General features: G+C 47.2%; 18 protein-coding genes. 6 read left to right on the forward strand and 12 right to left on the reverse strand.

Going from position 1 to position 16,910, the window contains the following annotated elements; genetic code table 11:
* Positions 1–23: 23 nt before the first annotated feature.
* From T497_RS0102955 to T497_RS0102980, 6 genes are all read right to left on the reverse strand, one after another.
* The gene (locus tag T497_RS0102955; protein ID WP_028514326.1) at positions 24–731 is read right to left on the reverse strand and encodes a response regulator transcription factor; all 708 of its coding nucleotides are present in this window, start codon (positions 729–731) and stop codon (positions 24–26) included.
* 229 nt (positions 732–960) lie between these two features.
* Positions 961–1,653 (reverse strand): sporulation initiation factor Spo0A C-terminal domain-containing protein, encoded by a 693-nt coding sequence (locus T497_RS15620; protein WP_037324299.1) that lies wholly within the window; start codon positions 1,651–1,653, stop codon positions 961–963.
* A gap of 50 nt (positions 1,654–1,703) precedes the next feature.
* Complete coding sequence (locus T497_RS0102965) at positions 1,704–2,189, reverse strand: Tim44 domain-containing protein (protein ID WP_242839962.1); 486 nt, start codon at positions 2,187–2,189, stop codon at positions 1,704–1,706.
* Complete coding sequence (locus tag T497_RS18745) at positions 2,101–2,439, reverse strand: hypothetical protein (protein ID WP_028514328.1); 339 nt, start codon at positions 2,437–2,439, stop codon at positions 2,101–2,103. The genes T497_RS0102965 and T497_RS18745 overlap by 89 nt, the downstream gene beginning before the upstream one ends.
* Before the next feature lie 80 nt (positions 2,440–2,519).
* Positions 2,520–3,446 (reverse strand): transporter, encoded by a 927-nt coding sequence (locus tag T497_RS0102975; protein ID WP_028514329.1) that lies wholly within the window; start codon positions 3,444–3,446, stop codon positions 2,520–2,522.
* 42 nt (positions 3,447–3,488) lie between these two features.
* Positions 3,489–4,868, reverse strand: a complete 1,380-nt coding sequence (locus tag T497_RS0102980) for an O-antigen ligase family protein (RefSeq protein WP_196243005.1) — start codon at positions 4,866–4,868, stop codon at positions 3,489–3,491.
* A 305-nt stretch (positions 4,869–5,173) separates the two neighbouring features.
* Here T497_RS0102980 and T497_RS17280 point away from each other — a divergent pair, with 305 nt between their 5' ends.
* From T497_RS17280 to T497_RS18455, 3 genes are all read left to right on the forward strand, one after another.
* The gene (locus T497_RS17280; RefSeq protein WP_051530489.1) at positions 5,174–5,443 is read left to right on the forward strand and encodes a hypothetical protein; all 270 of its coding nucleotides are present in this window, start codon (positions 5,174–5,176) and stop codon (positions 5,441–5,443) included.
* Between the two features lie 158 nt (positions 5,444–5,601).
* On the forward strand, positions 5,602–6,309 hold the full coding sequence (locus tag T497_RS0102990; protein ID WP_028514331.1) for a PspA/IM30 family protein: 708 nt from the start codon (positions 5,602–5,604) through the stop codon (positions 6,307–6,309).
* A gap of 24 nt (positions 6,310–6,333) precedes the next feature.
* On the forward strand, positions 6,334–6,507 hold the full coding sequence (locus T497_RS18455) for a hypothetical protein (protein WP_196243006.1): 174 nt from the start codon (positions 6,334–6,336) through the stop codon (positions 6,505–6,507).
* 106 nt (positions 6,508–6,613) lie between these two features.
* Here T497_RS18455 and T497_RS0103000 read toward each other — a convergent pair whose 3' ends face one another.
* The 3 genes from T497_RS0103000 to T497_RS0103010 form a co-directional block, all read right to left on the reverse strand.
* Positions 6,614–9,100: a glycoside hydrolase family 9 protein gene (locus tag T497_RS0103000; RefSeq protein ID WP_028514332.1), complete on the reverse strand. Its 2,487-nt coding sequence runs from the start codon at positions 9,098–9,100 to the stop codon at positions 6,614–6,616.
* A 118-nt stretch (positions 9,101–9,218) separates the two neighbouring features.
* Complete coding sequence (locus T497_RS0103005; protein WP_028514333.1) at positions 9,219–10,376, reverse strand: sporulation protein YqfD; 1,158 nt, start codon at positions 10,374–10,376, stop codon at positions 9,219–9,221.
* Positions 10,324–10,635, reverse strand: a complete 312-nt coding sequence (locus T497_RS0103010) for a YabP/YqfC family sporulation protein (RefSeq protein WP_028514334.1) — start codon at positions 10,633–10,635, stop codon at positions 10,324–10,326. Before T497_RS0103010 ends, T497_RS0103005 begins: the two co-directional genes overlap by 53 nt.
* A 58-nt stretch (positions 10,636–10,693) precedes the next feature.
* Between T497_RS0103010 and T497_RS0103015 the strand changes: the two genes are divergently transcribed.
* From T497_RS0103015 to groL, 3 genes are all read left to right on the forward strand, one after another.
* The gene (locus tag T497_RS0103015; RefSeq protein WP_028514335.1) at positions 10,694–11,809 is read left to right on the forward strand and encodes a hypothetical protein; all 1,116 of its coding nucleotides are present in this window, start codon (positions 10,694–10,696) and stop codon (positions 11,807–11,809) included.
* Between the two features lie 151 nt (positions 11,810–11,960).
* A complete protein-coding gene (locus T497_RS0103020) occupies positions 11,961–12,233 on the forward strand; it encodes a co-chaperone GroES (RefSeq protein WP_024860912.1) in 273 nt (90 codons plus the stop codon).
* Positions 12,234–12,394: 161 nt separating this feature from the next.
* Positions 12,395–14,017 carry a chaperonin GroEL gene (groL, locus tag T497_RS0103025; RefSeq protein WP_028514336.1) on the forward strand — a complete coding sequence of 541 codons (1,623 nt, stop codon included), beginning with the start codon at positions 12,395–12,397 and terminating at the stop codon, positions 14,015–14,017.
* Positions 14,018–14,091: 74 nt separating this feature from the next.
* Here the strand turns inward: groL and T497_RS0103030 are convergent, their stop codons facing one another.
* The 3 genes from T497_RS0103030 to purD all read right to left on the reverse strand — a co-directional run bounded on the left by T497_RS0103030 (position 14,092) and on the right by purD (position 16,896).
* A complete protein-coding gene (locus tag T497_RS0103030) occupies positions 14,092–14,763 on the reverse strand; it encodes a hypothetical protein (RefSeq protein ID WP_028514337.1) in 672 nt (223 codons plus the stop codon).
* Between the two features lie 214 nt (positions 14,764–14,977).
* Positions 14,978–15,598: a hypothetical protein gene (locus T497_RS0103035; RefSeq protein WP_028514338.1), complete on the reverse strand. Its 621-nt coding sequence runs from the start codon at positions 15,596–15,598 to the stop codon at positions 14,978–14,980.
* Between the two features lie 11 nt (positions 15,599–15,609).
* Positions 15,610–16,896: a phosphoribosylamine--glycine ligase gene (gene purD, locus T497_RS0103040; protein WP_028514339.1), complete on the reverse strand. Its 1,287-nt coding sequence runs from the start codon at positions 16,894–16,896 to the stop codon at positions 15,610–15,612.
* Positions 16,897–16,910: the final 14 nt, after the last annotated feature.

Consider the following 16,910-nt stretch of genomic DNA (forward strand, 5'->3'; position numbering starts at 1 on the left):
GGGACAGACGTCCCCTTGAAGAATTATTCCTCTTCCTCAGCTTCAAATTTATAACCCACGCCCCATACTGTTTTGAGAGTCCATTTTTCCGAGATGCCCTCAAGCTTTTCACGGAGACGCTTGATGTGTACGTCGATAGTACGTGAATCGCCGTAGTACTCAAAGCCCCATACTTCGTCAAGGAGCTGGTCACGGGTATAAACTCTGTTGGGATTGGAAGCAAGGTAATACAGAAGCTCAAGCTCCTTTGGCGGAGTATCTATATTCTTGCCGTTTACTTTAAGCTCATAGCTGTCCATATTAACAGAGAGCTTGTCATAGTGGACTTCCTTTTCCTCGGGCTCAGCCATGCCTGTACCCACGCGGCGTGTAACTGCGTTGATACGTGCGATGACCTCCTTTGCGTCGAAAGGCTTTACTATATAGTCGTCAGCGCCCAGTTCGAGACCGATTACCTTGTCGATAGTCTCGCCCTTGGCTGTTATCATTATGATCGGAACGTTTGATATCTTTCTGATCTCACGGCATACCTGCCAGCCGTCCTTACCCGGCAGCATTATGTCAAGAAGCACCATGTCAGGGCTGAGAGCCTTGAATTTTACGACAGCGTCGTCGCCGTCATGGCAGAGAAGAACGCTGTAGCCGTCCTTTTCGAGATAAAGTCTGAGAAGGTCGCAGATATTCTTGTCATCGTCAACTATCAGGACCTTTGGATTTTTTTCGTTAGCCATTTGTTAATACCTTCCTTCCGTATAAAACATATACTTCCCCTTATTTTTGCGCTTTGCAAAGAAAGTATTTTTGCCCCTAAATCAAGTCATTATGCAGACAAACAGGAAAGCCGCCCGCATATAAGATATTAAAATTATTATAACTCAGTTTTACGAAAATGTCAATCAAAAATAACCGATTTTTGAATATGTGAGATAATTTTTGACAAATTCACAAATGCGGAGCTGTTTATTTGTAGGGTTGACGAAAAAATGCGTCGCAAACGGCACAAATGAGCTCCGTATTCGTGGGCTTTTGGGATATCTGATAGTCTGTCAGACGGGAGAGCGTACCGTTTTCGCCTGCCGCTTCACCGAGAAGTCGCAGGGAGCGCTCTACAGAAGATGAGGTACCTGAGAAGCATTCCGCAGTCTCCGCGTAAATGCCGCTCATGCCGCCCCACAGCCTTTCGGGAGCTCTTATGCACAGCTCGCAGGCTTTGGCAAGACAGCAGAAGCCGCCGAGCCTGCGCGGAAAGCCTGTTTCTTCGAGGAATATCTCGATACGGGGCAGGAGCTCCGCAGGATAGTCGAGCCTAAGCATTACTCTGTTGCAGAGAGTATTTACAGAGCAGGGCATGGTGACGCACTGAACGGCGCCTGCCTGCAGAAAGGCTCTGCGGATACTGCCGAGAGAGGTGTAGAGCCCTGCAAATACGGATATGCCGCGGCTTTTGGCGGAGGCTATGAAGCTAAGCAGCTTCTCGTCGGGACGGAATGCGAACAGCACGATACCATTATATCCGCCGCTTTGGAGGCTTTTTTCCATGACGGAAAGGCTGTCGCGGCAGCAGTCCGACGGTATGCCCATATTCATGAATTTCCGCGCGATAACCCTGCCGAGAGCGGCTGTGTTGTCACAGATAAGAAGTTTCGTAGCCATATTTTCACCGATATATTCAGGGCTCCCGTTTTTCGGGAGCCCTATGTGGTTTATTTTGTCTTTTGTGAAAGTGCGGTTATATTATCGATAGCCCAGTCGAATGTATCTGTGGTCATTATAGAGCCCCAGTACGGACACTCGGCGGTCTGGTTGATATTTACCTGTGCGCCGCAGTGAGGACAGGTCTGGGCGGTGACTCCCGTTGAGGTCTTTGTTTTCACACCTGTAGTCCTTGTCAGCGTCCATTCGTAGGTGAGGAACTTCTCGCTGACCTCGCTGCCGCTTACGATAGCTCCCGTAACGTCGTCCTTGATGTAGTTGACGAAGCGTGTCTTGAGCTGTGCGATGATGATATCCTTGCCGCCGTCCTGACGCCAGCCTAAAAGGGGAGTGCCGAGGACCGCAGGTCTGCGGACGATATTGGTCTGACCGTCCTTGCGGAGCTGGTCAAGCTGGCGCTTCATCTGAGCGTAGAATGCGTCCGTCATATACGGGCGGAGCTCCGAGATATCCTTGCTCTGCCAGTCCTCCTGCATACGGATATAGAGGTTGGAGAGCTTTTCCTTGAAGTCCGCAGGCGAGTATGGCAAGAAGCCAGAACTTCATCTCGCTTTTTGATTTGCACATGGTACAGCCGTCACAGCTGAAGCAGCCGTCGCCGCTGCTGTCACTGCCGTCTGCTGTATACTGGGGAGCAGTGGTATTCTGCTCCACCTGCCAGTTGCTGTCGTAGCCGAAATCCTCTTCACCAGCGTAGTTGCCGAAGTCAAGACCTTTGGCGTTCATCGGCATGGCCAGCAGACAAATCGCCGTCAGTATCAGCGGTATTATGTGTTTAAGTTTTTTATATCATATCCCCGAAGACGTTATCTTGTCTGCTGAGAGAGCGCCTTGATGTTTGTTACTACCCAGTCGAAGGTATCTGTTGTCAGTACAGACTGGCAGTATTCGCATACAGTTGAGTGGTTGATATCTACGTGAGCGCCGCAGTACGGGCAGGTCTGTGAAGTAGTGCCTGTCGAGCGTGATGTAACGACGCCTGTTGTACGAGCCATTGTCCACTCATAGGTCATGAACTTCTCCTTGGTCTTGCTGCCGCGGATAACCTTGCCTGTGCGGTCATCAACAACGTAGTCAACGATCCTTGTATTGAGCTTTGCTATCATGATATCAAAGCCGTTTTCCTGCTTCCAGCCGAGGAGCTCTACTCCGAGAACTGATATGCGGTCAATGCAGTTGGTCTCAAAGCGCTGACGGTGAGCGTCAAGCTGTCTGTCCATCTGCGCGAACATTGCGTCTGACATATACGGGCGGAGTTCGCTGATATTCTTAGCCTGCCAGTCGTTCTGGAAACGCACATAGAGATTTGCAAGCTTCTCCTTGAACTCGGTAGGCGAGAATGAAGGATCGACTCCCGAATATGAAGCAACACTCTTCAGCGAAGCCGTTGAGGTAGGCTGTATGTGAGGAGTATTCACAGGTCTGTTGGACTTTTTGCCCGATTTCAGCAGTGAAGGACCAATTATAAGTATAAGGAATATGAGAATGATTATCCAGTCGCCGTCGGAGCTTGAACTGCCGCTGTGATGTCCGCTGTAGGAGTAGTCATCATCGTCCCAGCTGCTTCCCCAGTCGCTGCCGCTGTCCCAACCGCTGTCACCGCTGTCCCAGCCTCCGCCAAAGTCGGAATCGCCCGAGAAGTCGCCGAAGTCCAGTCCTTTTGCTCGGACAGGCACTATGACCAGTCCGAGTATAAGAACTATCATTGGTATCAATCTGAGTATTTTTTTCATAATATTTTCCCCCCTATATCATGAATCATGTCTTTAGTCAGGTCATTTCTTTTCGGAAACAGCCTTGTTCATTTTATGATATCCGAAGTGTCGCTGGCCTTTCTTTGTTAAAAGCATTCCTATGGTTATCCAGAAATACGGAAGTATATTTACAACGTTGCAGTCGAAAAATGCTTGCGCCGCATAACCAAAAAACATTCCCAAAAGTATCCAGTTGATGAAGCGTTCTTCGTTGTCTTCGTTGTGTATAACATTCCTTACAGCTGTTTTGGCAGTATATACCAACAGTGAAATATATGTTATGAACTGGAATATACCCTGAGTTACAAGATATTGTATGTATTCATTGTTTGCTTTGCCTGATGTATCCATTTCAGTACCATGAAAATCGGGATCAAGGAAATAAGCATCTCTGTAGTTATCAAGACCGATTCCGAATGCCCAGTATTTAGGGAACATTTTCAAGCCCTGTCTCCAGATGGCGCCTCTTCCGGAGCCGAAGCCGTCGAATCCGGAATTAAGTTCATTGGAGGTCTTGTTTAATCTGCTGATTATCCTTCCGAAGAATACTATGCAAATAATAATGACAATTGTCATGCCTGCTAAAAGTATTCCGAAGCGCTTTTGTATACTTTTTAGCTTTACTTTGTCATAGCCCTTATGACGCATTACTATCATTGAAACGACCATAAACACAAGAACTGCGAATGTACCTACCCATGCAAGTCTTGCCTCTGATGAGATAAGAGTGTAAAAGCAGAACATGGATAAGGTGTACAAGATATTCCGTATCAGTTTATTTGAGGTAAAAAGGTATATGCCGGAAGTGCAGGCAAATAAAAATACGCTTAATCCGCCATAGAAGTTGGTGTTTTGTGTCAGACCGTATGCAAGGCGATTTGAGTAAGTGTTTTCGCCAAACCAATAGCATGATATTACGGGAATGCCAAAGGTTTGAAGTGTTGCTACTGTAACTTGAATAACCGTAACAGCTACAAAAGCTTTAAGTATATTTTTTCTAAGCTGTTTATCATGTATCATTGTTCCCGCGAACATAAGACCGAAATAGCCCACAAAATGCGAGAGCCATTCATCAAAATAAAATCCAAATGCTGTAGCACTGTAATTTTGAGTAAAAAAAGCTGATAACAATGCAAAAACAAAGAGCAGTATGCAGAAAAGGTCTGAAGGATAATATTTTATGTGTCTGTGTTTTATGAAGTGTACTATGAACAGAAATCCTCCTAAAAAACCTGCCATTTCAACAATTATAGGCTGACTTGCAAAAACTTGTGAATGTCTTCCGTCAAATATTTCGGTAACAGGCAGTGATATCATTACAAAGATTATGTAATAATAGAAAAACGTTTCTGATGTTAATTTTTCCAGAATATCTGAGATTTTAGCTTTGATCTCCTGCATATCGGGTTTATGTTCCTTTCTGATCATCTGATATTACGGCAAACGGCAATTATATCCGGCGCCGGCTATAATAATATATAAGATTTATATACATCTGTTATATTATAACATACTTTGTCAATTTTGTCACATAAAATCGAATGTCATTTTATACAAAAAAACGCCTCTCTTTTTGTGATGTGAACGTTATGGTCAAAAAATCAAGGACTGTTTTTGCACTTTTTCACCAAAAAATATTGACAAATCTATAAATTCAAGTTAAAATAGTAGTCGGGGATCATTTTTTCTGAAGGGAGCGGCTTTCCATGATATCTATAAAAAATGAGGACTTCAGCAATAATTATGAGCTTTTCGTGAAGCTCTGCTCTATGACGGGCGAGCCTCTCAGACTTGTAAAGGATAATTGCTCCGACATGATAGTTATGACAGCCGATACCTTTGAAAAACGCAAAAAGCTGCTTGATCTCCGCGAAAAAATCCTCGGCACAGACACCGATACATATCTGAGCTCTGAAAACGATGATTTCAGAAAGCTGGGACAGTATATCGGCGAACTGGAAAAAAACGGGGAATAATTGGGTAATAATGCGTTCACAGATACTGCTGATAAATGAAAATCAGATGAAATCAATACCCTTTTTATTGACAAGTAAATTATAATACAATATAATGAACTTGTGACGCAGGGGGTGTGTCATGAAGCATTCTTACATGAAACAGGAGGATCATTATTATGGGAATTTTTGCAAGATTAAGCGACCTTCTCAAGTCAAACGTAAACGACCTTATCGACAGAGCTGAAGATCCTGAGAAGATGGTCAAGCAGGTCATCATCGATATGCAGACCGAGCTTACAAAGGCTACTCAGAATTACGGCAAGGCTAAGGCAAGTGAGAGACTTGCTGAAAAGAAGTACCTTGAGGCTGAAAAGATCTCTGCTGATTGGGAGGCTAAGGCTAAGCAGGCTCTCGCAAAGGGCGATCAGGAACTGGCTAAGCAGGCTCTCGCAAGAAAGGTCAAGGCTGACGAGGACGTTTCTAACTATAAAGAGATGTATGAGTCTATCTCTGACCAGACCGAGGCTATCGGCGATCAGGTAGAGGTGCTCAAGTCAAAGCTTGAAGAGGCTAAGAGCCGTCAGGCAATGCTCATCGCACGTTCACAGATGGCTGACACAAAGAAGAATTTAGCAAAGGCTTCGGGAAGCTTTGACGGCAACTCGTCTTTTGAGAAGTTCCAGAGAATGGAAGAAAAGATAGAGCGCAAGGAAGCAGAGGCTGACGCTTTTTCTGAGATAGCAGGCGACGCTCTTTCGGGCGGAAGCGGCGACGACCTCAAGGACTCATTTGCAAAGCTCGAATCAGACGCAAAGGTAGACGCAGAGCTCCAGAGACTCATGGCTGAGATGAACGGCGGCGCTGCTTCACAGGACGCTGAATAATACTAAGAAAAAGGACAATTGATTATGAGCCGCAAGAAAAAGGACGAATATTCCGCAAAGAAAATGTTCAGGGATTCGCTGCCTGTTACAGGCGCGATATGCCTTGTTATCGTATCAGTATCATACATACTTTTCCGCAGCTGGAGCAACAAGCTCTACTATGAGAAATGGAAGGAATACGAGGATTGCGGTATCTGAATAAGACATAAAAGCTCCGAAAGCATAAAGCTTCGGAGCTTTTCAAATTTCCGGTCAACGCTGCAAAAAAGCTCCCCGATATACTCGGGGAGCTTTCGATGTTATCTTACTTTGTGTTTGGGAAGAGGCTTGTTCTCTTGTTGAGAAGGAACTCCTGAATAAAGAGTGCGTCGTTTGATGTAATGCCGCGTACATTCTTATCAACGTCTGCGTTTGCAGAGCCCTTTTCTGTAAGGTGGTTCTTGTCAGTACCGTTTATGCCGTACTTGTTCGGGTTAGCAAGTGACTGCATGATAAGAACGACGTCTGACATATCAACTGTGCCGTCGCAGTTTGCGTCGCCGTATACTACACCGTCAACAGGCTCATTTTTTCCGCCTGAGTTTGGCTTGCTGTCTGTTGTAGTTGTTGTATTGCTTGTTGTAGTAACTGTTGTACGCTGGTCAGTAACTGTCGTAGTTGTAGTACTCCCAGTTGTTGTGGTGGTTGTTGTAGAAGTAGTTGTAGTAGTGGTCTTGTTTGGCTGCGGAGCAGTAGTTGTTGTGGTCTTTGGAGTATCGCTGCCTGTGCCGCCGAGACCGTCAGCCTTTGTGCCGTCGGGCTCCTCGCCGTAGTAGAGCTTGCCGTTTACGTATACAGGAACATAAGGAGTGATAACGCCTACAGCAGAGCCGTCAGCGCCCTTTGCTGTCTTGCCCAGGTCCTTAGCTGACCAGTCGTTTGATGAATCCCAGCCGCTGCCGTAGTCAGGCATTACAAGTGCAAGGAGTATCTCGCACTGCTGCTGTCCCTCGGAAATAGGAAGAACAACTCGTCCGTCGGGGAGATTTACCTCGATGTAGTAGATGTCTCCGCTGTACTGAATAGGCTTGGATATCTCAGCTGTCTTGTAGCCCTTGCCCGAATACATAGCGGACTGGTCACGGTCACAGCGGATAACGAGGTCCTCGGGGTTCTTGCCCTGAGCCTTTACCTCGCTGAGGTCCATATAGTATCTGAATGAGATGTTGTCCTGTACTCTTGCAGGCCATGCGGAGTGGTTAGTTACCTTGAAGCTGATAGTCTGTCCGCTTGATTCAGCGCCCTTTGAGAGTACCTCAACGTAGAACTCGGGACCGTCGTGAACTTCCTTCTGTGGGAAGCTTGGGTCCTTTGTTCCGCCGTACTTGTCTACCATTTTACAGAGCATAGCTGTGAAGCCTGCGTTATAGTCTGTAGCTACCTCGTTGTTGATGAAGTCCTGACGGTCGTCGTGGTATGAGCCGTCCTCATTAGGGCCTCCTACGAGAGCGCCGTAAAGGATATGTCTTGTCTTATCAGGTATCTTCAGGTCATTCTTCCATGAGCCGTGAGCCGTACGGTGGTGTGGGTTCTGAGGATACTTGTCGCCGAAGCCTACAACGTAGCTCTGCTTCAGCGGATTGTCGCCGAGAGCGTAGTTTACCTGAGTCTCAGCGAATTCTGTGTACTTGTCAGCCTCTGACTTGAGGATAGTATCGCTTGCAACAGTTGAGATGAAAGCAGCTGTGTTAGCGTATCTGAGACAGCCCCAGTTGCTGAGCCAGCGGAGTCCGCCGTCTATCTTCTTAGCTTCGACGCCGTTTACCCAGCGGTCGCAGTGCTTCTTAACGTGAGCGATAGCGCTGGAGTCGTTGGTGTTTATAGCGTAGAGCAGCATAGCGCCCTGCATATTGTCGTCCCAGCAGTGTGACCAGCCGTAAGCGAGAGTATCGCCCTCGCCCAGCATTTTGCCGAGATTAGGAATGTAGCCCTTTGCGTCAGCAAGGTAGCTCTCGTCCTTTGTAGCGATGTAGAGCCAGTTTGCAGCGTAGAAGAGCTCGTCATAGAAGTGGCTTGACTGATAGAAGCCCTGAGCGTCGCTCTTATTGTAAACATCATCGCTTGGAGATGTCTTTGCTATCTTGTAGATGTTCTCAGCGTGCTTGATATAGTCAGCCTTCTTTGAAGCGTCTATATCGCCGTCGAGAGCTGCCGCACCTGCTGCGAGAGCAGCTGCCATTTCGCCGAATACAGCGGAGCAGCCCTTGGAAGCTGTGAGTGAAGCTCTTGCCTCTGCAACGGAATGTCCGTTGTCCTCCATACCGTATTCCAGAAGCTCAACAGGTCCCCACCATGTATGGTCGTGCTTACCGATACCTACCTGATATACTATCTCTGTGCCCTTGTCGCACTCAGCGAGATAATCCAGAGCGAACATGAGGTTGTTCTCATAGGTCTGCTTGAGCCCTGTCTTTTCAAGACCGTCGGGGTACTGATAAAGTCCCCAAGCCAGCATTGAAGCCGAGTAGGACATAGGCAGATTGAACTTTACGTGGTCGCCTGCGTCGTACCAGCCGCCCAGTACGGGGTCGCTCATAGCCGAGTCAGCCTTCCACTCAACTCTGTTCCACTCGGGGAGCGGACCTGCCTGCTGTGCCTCATAGAAGAACAGCGACTTATCCAAAGCGTCAGCGTAGTTGAACTTGCTGTCAGCTGCGTTTACAGTAGTCATAACACCTGCGGGCAGAGCCGAAACTGTTGTTGATGCAAGCAGGACAGCGGAAAGGATACCGCCTGTCATTTTCTTTAGCATTGTAAAACTCTCCTCTCATAATATATTGCTCCGCTCTGCGCGGAGCTTCCTCACGAGTATACATAGCTATACAATGTTATTATGCCACAAAACACCGTTCATGTCAAGGCTTGCGGGTTCATTTTATGAAGATATCCCTTTGCTCGCAGATATTGCCTTCCAGCCTGTAGGCGGCGCGGAGAGTGAGAGCATCGCCGTTTGTTTCTGTGGTGATATCACGGCTTAATATCTTTGTTCCGTTTCCGAGAAAATTGTTCTCGTAGAGATAGACGCGCTCCATGAGCTTTTCTGTGAGCTCCTCCTCGGTGTAATCCTTTTCGGTGACGGCAGTCTCGGAGACAGTCCGCGTTTTTATGCCGAGGGGCAGCTCATGCCCGAAGATAACGGCGTTTTTCTCCTTTGTCTCCGACGGTGAGCTGTAATTGCTTTTCCCGAAGTACAGCGGTATATCGAGACTGAAAAGCCGCAGGGTGCGCTGAGTATCGGTCCTGCCTGTGGGAAGGGCTTCTTCTGCGTGAAAAGGGGCGGAGAAGCTGACATTCTCCTCATATATGCCGCGGATATCTCCCATAGCGTGATGAACGAAGGTGCGTCCGTTCTCGGTCTCGTCAACGCCGCTGATGAGGATAGTTCCCTTTGGGACGTAGTCTCCCACGATATGCTTCAGCTGACCGCTTCGGACGAGGATGGAGCTTATCTCGGCGTTTCGGCTGGCGACTATGTTGCAGGGAACACGGTCAAGGAGCATTTCGGGTACGTGCTCCACCTCGGTGACCTGTACCACTAAGCGGCTGCCTGTGTGGCGGATACCTGCCCACGCCACGTCATCTATCATAAGTCGGAGCTTGTTCTCACAGTAGGGGATATTTATTTTGCAGACAGGTGTTCCTGCCTTTATGTTCAGCTCTTCGAGGGCGGAGAGTATGACCTCGTCGCTGACAACGGAGTTGCCCTCGATCTCGATAGTGACAACCACCTGCGAGAAGTACAGAGCTGCCGTAAATGCCAGCAATATGCCGATGAGAAGTCCAAAACGCCTGCGGTAGCGGAAAAGCCGTGCGGAAAGGCTGTCGTATTCGGCGGTTTTCAGCTCTATGCCGCAGTTTTTCGCTATATCCTGCAATTCTTTAAGGTCGCGGCGGTAGATATCGCAGTGAAAGACCTCGCCGCGGCAGAACTGTCCCTGACAGTCTATCCTGTGCTGATGTATGGCGTTGATGAACCTATTCAGCTGCTTCCCTTTGGCATTTATCCTTATGCTTCTCTTCATTTTCATGACGTCTGCTCCTTTCAGTAAATTCGATACTTTCTATGCAGCCGCGGATAACAAGTCCTCCTGTGCGGAAATCGTATGCCCGTAAATCACTGCCGCGGATATTTATGTAGAGACCTCCTGACAGAAGCCGCATGAAGACCTCGTTGTATTCCTCTATTCTCTGGCAGTTGTCGATGATAAGCTCGTTATTTCCCGAAATATGTATGCTCGTATTAAGGTAAAGAGTCTCCCGTGTGAGCTCCGCAAGCCATTCAAACATAAGCTTCACTCCTGTATATTTTTTCATTTCCAATAATATGATTTATGGGGTGATGATTATGAAAAAATACGCCGAAAAAGCCATAAAAGCTGCAAAAATAGCGGCGATATCGGCTGCTTTTCTGTACTTTCTCGGCGATACGGGAGCAGCTGCCGAGGCGGTAGGGGAGAGCATTCAGCGCTGCATAGATATCGTTATACCGTCCCTGTTTGCCATGATGATAGTATCCTCCATGATAACAGCAAGCGGTATGACAGCGCTTATGCCGCGCTGTCTCGGACGGCTCAGCAGGCTTGTTTTCGGCATCGAGGGCAGGGAACTGCCAGTATTCACCTTTGGCATGATAGCAGGCTATCCCGTGGGGGTGAAAATGCTATGCGAGGAGCGTTCCTGCGGCAGGCTTGACAAAAAACGGGCGGAGCTCCTTTCTGGGCTCTGCTTCGGAGCAGGTCCTGCCTTTATTTTCGGCTGTATCTCGCGGCAGCTCTACTCGTCACGCAGCGCAGGACTGGTCATACTGATATCAACAGTTTCCGCAAATATTATCCTTGCTCTGCTTCTGTCGGTGCCGCTGCGCAGAACTGCGCGGGCACAAAGTGCTCCGCGCAGTGTGAGCATATCGGCTGATATGCTCACTGACTGCGTCCTGCGCAGCGGCAGGGCTATGGCAGACATATGCATTATGATAGCGGCGTTTGCAGCCGCAAACGCCGCCCTTGCCCGAACGGGCGTGACGGCAGCAGCAGGGGAGCTTCTGGGGAAGCTCCCCGACCTCGACCGCATACGCGGCGAGGTATTAGTCGCCGCATTTTTAGATGTTACGAATATCAGCAAGCTGCCCTGCGGCGACTGGCTGCTGCTGCCGTATATCAGCGCCCTGACGGCGTTTGGCGGAGTCTGTGTTCTGCTTCAGCTAAGGGCGCTGACCGCAGGAAAGCTTTCACTGAAATACTTTATAATAATGAGAAGCGCAGCGGCGGTGCTGAGCTTCTTCATATGCAGGCTCATAATGCCTTTTTTTATGACGGGAGAAGTCACGGAGGTCCTGTCACCGCGGATAAGCAGCTCAGGGAACAGCTCCCCTGTGCCGTCGGTAATGCTTATCATAATGACAGTTATGTTAATGGTGGAATTTGGCGGCAAAAGCAGCTTACAGCACACAAAAAGCTTCTGAAAGTTGAATTATTTGTGTACAGTGCCAAAAATTGTGAAAGCTTGCAGAAAAGGCTTGATTTATTGTAAAAAGGTGGTAAAATATAATTAGCACTCAAAGATAAAGAGTGCTAAACTTGAATTGCTTATTAATTTTTCAGGAGGTATATATCATGACTATCAAACCTTTACAGGACAGAGTAGTAGTTAAAATGGTCGAGGCTGAGGAGACCACAAAGAGCGGTATCATTCTTTCGGGCTCTGCAAAGGAAAAGCCTGAGGTAGCCGAGGTCGTTGAAGTAGGTCCCGGTACTTCTGATGTTAAAATGGAAGTTAAAAAGGGCGACAAGGTGCTCATTTCCAAGTATTCGGGCACTAATGTAAAGCTCGAGGGCGAAGAGTTCATCATCGTTAAAATGGAAGACATTCTCGCAACAGTTAAGTAATGCATAATGAGTTGAGAGTGGAGAGTTGAAAGTTGAAAGTTAATGTATCGGCTTACGCCGATCAATTAAAAAGACTTTTAGATTTGTCCCCATAAGGGGACACCGCAACTCTCAACTCTTAACTCTCAATTCTAAACTATATTATAAAGGAGTTTTTTACAATGGCTAAGGATATAAAGTACGGCGAAGACGCAAGAAAGGCTCTTCAGGCAGGTATCGACAAGCTTGCTGATACTGTAAGAATAACAATGGGACCTAAGGGCAGAAACGTAGTTCTCGATAAGAAGTTCGGCGCTCCCCTTATCACAAACGACGGCGTTACTATCGCTAAGGACATCGAGCTCGAGGACGCTTTCGAGAACATGGGCGCTCAGCTCGTTAAGGAAGTTGCTACAAAGACCAACGACGCAGCAGGCGACGGTACTACAACAGCTACTCTCCTCGCTCAGACTATCGTTCGTGAGGGTATGAAGAACATCGCAGCAGGCGCTAATCCGATGGTTCTCAAGAAGGGTATCGCTAAGGCTGTTGACGTGGCTGTAAAGGCTATCGTCGAGAATTCAAAGACTGTACAGGGTACAGAGGATATCGCTAAGGTAGGTACAGTTTCTTCTGCTGACGAAAACGTTGGTAAGCTCATCGCTGAGGCTATGGAAAAGGTTACATCTGACGGTGTTATCACTATCGAGGAAGGCAAGACTGCTGAGACCTACAGCGAGGTAGTTGAGGGTATGCAGTTCGACAGAGGCTACATCTCACCTTACATGGTTACAGATACAGACAAGATGGAAGCTGTTTACGACGACGCTTTCATTCTTATCACAGACAAGAAGATATCTTCTATCCAGGAGATACTTCCACTTCTCGAGCAGATAGTAAAAATGGGCAAGAAGCTCGTTATCGTTGCTGAGGACGTTGAGGGCGAGGCTCTTACAACAATTATCCTCAACAACCTCAGAGGCACATTCAAGGTTGCAGCTGTTAAGGCTCCGGGCTTTGGCGACAGACGCAAGGAAATGCTCAAGGATATCGCAGTTCTCACAGGCGGCGAGGTGATCTCCTCTGAGCTCGGTCTCGAACTCAGCGAGACTACTATCCAGCAGCTCGGTCAGGCTAAGCAGGTAGTTATCCAGAAGGAGAACACTATCATCGTTGACGGCGCTGGCGACAAGAAGGCTATCGAGTCAAGAGTTCACCAGATCCGTGCAGCTATCGAGACTACAACATCTGATTTTGACCGCGAGAAGCTTCAGGAAAGACTTGCTAAGCTTGCAGGCGGTGTTGCAGTTATCAAGGTCGGCGCTGCTACAGAGATCGAGATGAAGGAAAAGAAGCTCCGTATCGAGGACGCTCTTGCAGCTACAAAGGCAGCTGTTGAAGAGGGTATCGTAGCAGGCGGCGGTACAGCATTCGTAAATGCTATGCCTGCTGTAAACAAGCTCGTTCCTACACTTGAGGGCGACGAGAAGACAGGCGCTAAGATAATCCTCAAGGCTCTTGAAGCTCCTGTACGTCAGATAGCTGAGAACGCAGGTCTTGAGGGCAGCGTTATCGTTGACAAGATAGTACGTTCACGCAAGGTAGGCTACGGCTTCGACGCATACAACGAGGTTTACACAGACATGATACCTGCCGGTATCGTTGATCCTACCAAGGTAACAAGAAGCGCACTCCAGAACGCAGCTTCTGTAGCTTCAATGGTTCTTACAACAGAGAGCCTTGTTGCTGATATCAAAGAGGACACACCTGCTGCTCCTGCAATGCCAGCAGGCGGAATGTATTGATAATCAGCTTGCTGATTATCAATTCGGAATTCGGAATTATAAAAATAAGGCGAACCTTTCGGTTCGCCTTTTTATTATTTTATATTCAGCTCATCAAACGCTTCCATAAGGAATGAAAACTCCTTGGGCAATTCATTCCTGAAATTATTATCACAGTTTATATGCCTGATATTATCAGCCGCAGCGTTTTTTTCATTGTCAACGGTGATCTTATATATATCCAGATATGCAGGACTTCCGCAGTCACTTTCCAGAATGCATACATATGCAGTTCCTGTTTTATTGGCTTTGAATGTATATCCGAATTTTTCATGGATATGCGAGTGGTAGTAAGGCTGGTCTGTCTCCGTTAAAATGCTGTCATTAGCAGGGACAAAAACACTGCCTTTATATTTTATAGTGCTTCTTTCAGTGCTTCTGACGATTATATTACCGTTTTCATCTTCTTCTGCAAGGACATAGTTTGATTTGCTTCCCATTGAGCCTGTACCGTTGTTCAGTATGGTGACCGTATCTTTTTTTACTTCAAGACATGGGATATTATTGAAATTATGTGTTTTTACAGCGTCATAAGCAAATATACTGCCTGCAATTAACGCAAATACTCCAAGAGGGATAAATGACAATACGATTCGCTTTTTGTTCTTTTTAACACAGCCGATTATCAGAAGTATCAGCCATAAGGCTCCGCAGACTGCGCCCACAAAAAGAAGCGTTAGATATATCATTAATGCCGTTCCGTCCATTTTACGACCTCCTGATTATAACTTATTACATATATTAGTTATTATACAGCCAAATGAATGAATTGTCAATTTAAAATGCCTGAGCGCTCTGGCTGAGAAAAAACAGATAAAAGTCTCTGGAAATGGGTTCGGGGGAAGCCTTTCCTCAGAAAGGTTTCCCCCGATAAATAAATATAAGTTCCTATATGAGTATCACGGTTAAAGTACAGGCTTTTTAGTCGTCAACAATTGTACTTTTGAATTCGGCGACTCTTGCTCTGTCGCCGTGGCAGTCGACTTCTATCTCGTCGTTTCTGATAAGTCTTGCAATAGAATAGAACATTACCGCATATGCTACCGCATTTACAAGGATACTGAAATATATTCTTATTCCGAGGATATTTCCCAGCATTCCTGCAAACATCATAGCTATGCATATGATTATCATCATTTCCAGCTTTTTCTTGTCCTTGTCAAGCTGTAAAAAGGTAAGGCATACAAAGCCCGATACCGCAGAATGGAATATTGCCAGTGCTCTTGAATATGGGTGATAGAATTCAAATCTGAATGCGTTTATCTCCAGCACCATCATTACTGCTTCGAGGATTATATAAAGAGTAAGGCATATCTTCATAAGACCTCTGAATCTGATAGACGAGGATATGAGCCAGTCTCCGAATATAAACGCTGCAAAGCCCGAAAACTCCGTAGCATATGCTATATATTCGAGTATCGTGGATAATGCCGAGCCTGCTTCATAGGTCGTGTAAAAGATAAAGCAGACTATGCTGAAAGCAAGAAACAGAAGATTTCCGATAATGCAGAATTTTATTCCGCTGTTTAGACGTTCATGCATGGCAAAGCTCCTTAACCGAGAGCCTTGAGTGCTCTCTGTCCGATATCCTTTCTGTAGTGAGCTCCCTCAAAGCTTATCTTTGAAACGCCCTCGTAAGCCTTATCAAGTGCAGCCTGCAAGCTGTCGCCCTTTGCGGTAACACCGATGACTCTTCCTCCGTTTGTGAGGAACTTTCCGTCGTCGGAGAGCTTGGTGCCTGCATGGTATACGAAGCAGCCCTCTACCTGTCCCTTTTCGTCAAAGCCGTTCATGACTATGCCCTTGGGATAGCTCTCAGGATAGCCGCCGCTTGCCATAACTACGCAGGCGCAGCTGCCCTTGTGCCACTTGATGTCTACCTTGTCAAGCTCATGGTTGTAGATAGCCTCGAATATCTCGTAAAGGTCAGCGTCAAGCATTGGGAGAACAACCTGTGTTTCGGGATCGCCGAAGCGGCAGTTGTACTCGATGACCTTTGGTCCCTTTGGAGTTATCATAAGTCCGAAGTAGAGACAGCCCTCAAAGGTGCGTCCCTCTGCGTTCATAGCGTTCATAGTTGGAATGAATATCTTCTCCATGCACTCCTTGGCGATATCCTCGGTGTAGCAGGGGTTAGGCGAGATAGTTCCCATACCGCCTGTGTTGAGTCCCTTGTCGCCGTCGAGAGCGCGTTTGTGGTCCATAGATGATATCATAGGTACCATTGTTTTGCCGTCTGTGAAGCTGAGAACGGATACCTCTGGACCTGTGAGAAATTCCTCTATAACTATACGTGCGGAGCTTTTTCCGAATTTGAGCTCGTCGATCATCTCATGTACAGCGGCAACAGCCTCCTCCTCGTTCTGAGCGATGATAACGCCCTTTCCGAGAGCAAGACCGTCAGCCTTGATAACAGCAGGATAGCTGTTCTGCTCTTTAAGATAAGCTATAGCCTTGTCGGATTCAGTGAAGACCTCGTAAAAGGCTGTAGGGATATTGTACTTCTTCATGAGCTCCTTTGAGAATACCTTAGAGCCCTCTATGATAGCGGCATTTGCCTTTGGACCGAAGGTCATGAAGCCCTCTGCCTGCAAAGCGTCTACCATACCGAGTACAAGCGGATCGTCGGGAGCAACAACTACCATATCGGGCTTGAGCTTCTTTGCGAGAGCAACAACGCCGTCGACATCTGTAGCGCCTACATTGAAGCATTCAGCATACTTTGAGATACCGCCGTTGCCGGGTGTGCAGTAAAGCTTGCCTACCTTGGGGCTCTCAGCCAGCTTCATGATAATGGCGTGCTCGCGTCCGCCGCCGCCTACTACTAATACGTTCTTCATTGGGAAATTCCTCC

Source organism: Ruminococcus flavefaciens MA2007, from assembly GCF_000621845.1.
Taxonomy (GTDB): domain Bacteria; phylum Bacillota; class Clostridia; order Oscillospirales; family Ruminococcaceae; genus Ruminococcus; species Ruminococcus flavefaciens_E.